The organism is Sedimentibacter sp. B4 (genome assembly GCF_000309315.1).
GTDB classification, from domain to species: domain Bacteria; phylum Bacillota; class Clostridia; order Tissierellales; family Sedimentibacteraceae; genus Sedimentibacter; species Sedimentibacter saalensis.
On record NZ_CANG01000141.1, the window covers coordinates 1 to 414 of the forward strand.

The 414-nt window shown below is 72.0% G+C and carries 1 protein-coding gene; it reads left to right on the forward strand.

All coding sequences use genetic code 11. From position 1 onward, the window contains the following. Nucleotides 1–412: FAD:protein FMN transferase (locus BN358_RS10485; protein ID WP_019229141.1), on the forward strand; the 412-nt coding region annotated here is incomplete at its 5' end. Between the last annotated feature and the right edge of the window lie 2 nt (nucleotides 413–414).

Consider the following 414-nt stretch of genomic DNA (forward strand, 5'->3'; position numbering starts at 1 on the left):
CGTCGCGCTCAGCCTCGGGGGCGATGTGGCGGTCTCGCACGCCGGTCGTCCGACCTGGTGGCCGATCGAGATCCGTGACCACCCCGATGCGGAGGGGACTGTCGAGGTCGCCATCGCGGAGGGGGGCCTGGCCACGTCGTCGACCGTTGTGCGGAGATGGACGGCGGGCGGCGTGATCCGCCATCACCTGGTCGATCCGCGCACGGGTGAATCGGCGCGAACCCGCTGGCGGACAGTGAGCGCCACCGGCCCGTCCGCGACGGCAGCGAATGTCGCCACGACGGCGGCCGTCATTCTCGGCGACGACGCGATCGAGTGGCTGACCCGACGCTCGGTCGCCGCCCGACTCGTGTCCGAGGACGGCACGGTCACGCTGACCGCGGGTTGGCCCGGGAAGGGAGTGCAACGGTGAAC